At 40.7% G+C, this 3,858-nt stretch carries 3 protein-coding genes and 1 pseudogene; all 4 read left to right on the top strand.

The window, feature by feature from the left end; all coding sequences use genetic code 11:
- Nucleotides 1–570 (top strand): annotated as a pseudogene (locus HNQ80_RS25360) (hypothetical protein); the annotation flags it as partial.
- 14 nt (nucleotides 571–584) lie between these two features.
- Entirely contained in the window at nucleotides 585–2,486 is a 1,902-nt protein-coding gene (locus HNQ80_RS25355; RefSeq protein WP_184314034.1) for a CHC2 zinc finger domain-containing protein, read from the top strand.
- Nucleotides 2,487–2,498: 12 nt separating this feature from the next.
- Nucleotides 2,499–2,732, top strand: coding sequence for a hypothetical protein (locus HNQ80_RS25350; protein WP_184314032.1), 234 nt, complete (start codon nucleotides 2,499–2,501; stop codon nucleotides 2,730–2,732).
- Nucleotides 2,733–2,970: 238 nt separating this feature from the next.
- Complete coding sequence (locus HNQ80_RS25345) at nucleotides 2,971–3,819, top strand: radical SAM protein (protein ID WP_184314030.1); 849 nt, start codon at nucleotides 2,971–2,973, stop codon at nucleotides 3,817–3,819.
- The last annotated feature ends 39 nt before the right edge of the window (nucleotides 3,820–3,858 follow it).

Genomic DNA, 3,858 nt, shown 5'->3' with positions numbered 1-3,858 from the left:
ATATCTATAAAAAATGTTCGTACTGCTTTAAAAAGATTTGAAAAATATGAATTTCTGGCAAACGAATCGACAAACAAGAATAGACTCATAACCATTGTAAATTGGGATGTGTATCAATCGGATGACGAAGAACTGGCAAGCAAACAGGCAAGCAACGGGCAAGCAAACGGCAAGCAGCGGGCAACTAACAAGAATGAAAAGAATGATAAGAATGAAAAGAATAAAAACATTAATATGCAAATTTCAAATTTGCGTGAGCGGTATTCAGAGGCAGATCTTCTTATCATTGATCAGTACTTCGACATTCTTAGGTTTACTAGAAGATCAGGTAAAATAGCAGACAGTGTTATCATAAAGGTCTATCAAAAATGGGAAGAGTTCAAGACCGAGGCTGTGATATATGCTTTACAAGTATATATAAATAATCCAAAACATCATGACAAGCAGGAAAATTACTGCTATGGCATCATGCGAAATGCTACAGCTCAGGAAATTGCAAAATATAAAGAATCAGCAGACAAGCAAAAAAAGCAAATAGAACCTAAGGAGTATCAGGTAGACAGTAGTTGATAGGGGGATGTTGCATGTTGAGACAAGTTATCCTGGAAGCAAAAACAACTTTAGGCATAAGAGCAGCAGAAATCATTGTCAGAGGTCTTGGCATTCAAAAATGGGATACTAAAAATCTTAAAGGAATATGTCCCTTCCATAGTGAGAAAACCCCATCTTTTATCTGGAATAAGAAAGAAAACTATTTCAAGTGCTTTGGATGCGGAAAGACCTTGGATATCATTGACTACTATCAGCAGACAGGAATGAATTTTACGGAAGCTGCTAAGGAGCTATTTAGAGAAGCCAATGTATTCTATGAATTTGAGACCAGTAATCTTCCCATTTTGAATAAGAGCAATAAGCCCTATGTTTATCCTGTTGAGGAAAAGAATATAGATACAGCACAGATTGAGAAATACTTAAGTCTCCGTAAGATCAGCAAAAAAACCATAGCCTATGCAGGAGTTAAGGAAGATAAGCAGGGCAATGTCGTATTTGAATATCGGAATCACAATGGAACACTGATGTTGGTAAAATACAGGCCAGCTAGGAAGCTAAATGATGGAGAGAATAAGACCTGGTGTCAGAAGGATAAGGACACGGCACCCATCCTATACGGTATGGAGAAGATAGATCCTTCAAAGCCACTGCTGATTTGTGAAGGAGAGATAGACAGGTTATCAGCTATAGAAGCAGGCTACTACAATGCCGTATCAGTACCCTTTGGAGCCAACAACTATACCTGGATTGAGTATAACTGGGACTGGCTAGATCAATTTGAAAAGATCATCATATGGTCCGATGCCGATGAAGCCGGGGAGCGGATGCGTAAGGAAGTGATCCCGAGATTAGGGGAATATCGCTGCTACTACGTAAAGGGTAAGCGTAAAGACATCAACTTGCAGCTGTATAAGGACGGTCCAGAAAGCATCCTAATATCCATCGATGAAGCAAAAGACGTACCCATATCCGGTGTGATCGATATGGCCGATGTGGAGGATTATGATATCGGCGCAGCAGAGAAAATCAAAAGCGGTATTAATGGTCTTGACAAATGGATATCTGGATTTGTTTTAGGAACAGTCAATGTCATTACTGGTATTAACGGATCAGGAAAGTCCACCTTCATAGATCAGGTTTGTGTAGTAGAAGCTATAGCCCAGGGCTATAAGACATTCATTTTCTCAGGAGAACTGACAAAGCCCCAGCTTAGGAGCTGGATCGAATACCCCATGGCAGGACCTGAGAATGTGAGAGAAAAGTACAACGGACCCAATGAGCCTATGTCCTACTACATCACCAAACACATCAAAGAGAAAATGCGGAATTGGTACAAAGGAAAGGTGTATATCTACGATGATGAGGACAACCAAAAGGCCTCTGCCATCCTAAAGAAGATGGAAGAGCTGGCCAGAAAGCATGGGGTCAAGAACTTTATCCTGGATAACCTGATGATGATTGACCTGGAATGCAGTGAATATGAGAAGCTGACAAAGCAAAAAGAGTTTATGAATTCACTGATAAAGTTTGCAAGACGGTTTAACTGTGTAATTCACTTAGTGGCTCATCCAAGAAAGACAGAGACTATCCAAAGACTCACCAAACTGGATGTGGCTGGTACCGGAGATATCATCAATATGGCCCACTACATCATCTCCATACATAGAGTCTCCCCTAAGGAGAAGGAAGATAAGTTTGATAAACAGGGAGACCTAAAGGAGAAGGGTTGCCCCTATGACTGTATTATTGACCTTTTCAAAAACAGGCCCATTGGCCATCAGGACAAATCCATAGGAGTGTACTTTGAACGGAAGAGTAAAAGATTCTATGGAGATTCGGATGCAGTAGATAAGGCATATGGATGGCAGAATTCAGAAATCCAAGGGTTTATAGAAATAGATAACCTAGATGAGAAGTACCCATGGGATGAATAGGAGCGTGATTCCATGAACATAGGCGAAATCAAGAAAAAATACAATAAACTGCTTCGAAGATATAGAAATGCGGAGCGGTGGATCGATGACCCGGAGAGGACTAAAGATGAGATAGATAAACACTATGGTAATTTTATAAATATCATCAACGGATTGAATTATTATCTCGGTCAGTTGAAAAAAGCTGGAGTAGATTCAAGCTCAAAAGAGATATTGAATGGATTTGAAATAAAGGGTGATGTGTAATGTCAAGGTCAAGTGGGTGTAGGAAGATCCATGACTGCGGCAAAAAGCTGTATAGGATGTGTGCAGCCCAAAGGTTGCCAAACTACTGCGTATGCTGTGGAGAATGCAGCCACATCGATAGGTGTAAGCATAATCATACCCTAAAATGTATTACCAAAAGTACAAGATGGTGTATATGCGCCGACTATGAACCTGATAGATAGGGGGACGAAAGCATGATCAGAAAAGTGGTGACAGGATGAATATAGCAAGGGTTTTCCCAAGAAAGACGAAGGCAACACCAATAGATCCATTGGTTTTCTTTGATGGCCCGCCAATGTTGGCATTGCCTGAAATAGATGAGGTACATATTTCCGTAACGTTCACATATGACATGGAAAAGGCTGAGAGACTGGCATATCAGTGGGAAAGGATTGGCGTACCCGTTAAGATAGGTGGTCCTGCCATTGGAAAGCCTGCTGGAGAATTCACACCAGGACTTTATCTTAAAGAAGGATACACGATCACATCAAGAGGATGCCCAAATCACTGCTGGTTTTGTCAGGTGCCAAAGAGGCAAGGAGGAATCAAAGAGTGCCATATCCATGAAGGAAACAACATTCTGGATGATAATATCCTTGCTTGCTCGGAAGAACATATTAGGAAAGTATTTGAAATGCTGAAAAAACAAAAGTATGGTAGGCCCATTTTCTCTGGAGGACTAGAAGCTAAGATATTAAAGAATTGGCATGTAGATCTTCTGAGAGAAGTTAAGCCTAAGCAAATGTTTTTCGCCTATGATACTCCAGACGATTATGAGCCTTTAGTAGAAGCAGGAAGGAAGCTTCTACAGGCGGGCTTCACAACCGCATCCCATACCTTGAGATGCTATGTGCTGATGGGATATAAGGGAGATACCTTTGAGAAGGCAGAGAAACGACTGATAGACACTATAAAAGCAGGATTTATGCCATTTGCTATGTTGTATAAAGATGCTGACGGAAAAGAAGATTCCAATTGGGCCAAATTTCGATCTCTTTGGGTCAGACCAGCTGGAGTATATGCCAGCAATAAGAAATATTTCGCAGGAGAAGGTGAGAAAGAATGATCAAAATGATTATTCCAGGGGAACCCGTAGCAAAGGGTA

It is taken from the genome of Anaerosolibacter carboniphilus (genome assembly GCF_014205875.1).
Classification (GTDB): Bacteria; Bacillota; Clostridia; order Peptostreptococcales; family Thermotaleaceae; genus Anaerosolibacter; species Anaerosolibacter carboniphilus.
Note: the sequence above shows the minus strand (reverse complement) of the source record. Positions and strands in the feature narration are given on the sequence as shown.

Excerpts from the sequence above, each read along its gene's own strand:
- HNQ80_RS25355 (WP_184314034.1), top strand. The coding sequence starts at position 585 with ATGTTGAGACAAGTTATCCTGGAAGCAAAAACAACTTTAGGCATAAGA.
- HNQ80_RS25350 (WP_184314032.1), top strand. The coding sequence starts at position 2,499 with ATGAACATAGGCGAAATCAAGAAAAAATACAATAAACTGCTTCGAAGA.
- HNQ80_RS25345 (WP_184314030.1), top strand. The coding sequence starts at position 2,971 with ATGAATATAGCAAGGGTTTTCCCAAGAAAGACGAAGGCAACACCAATA.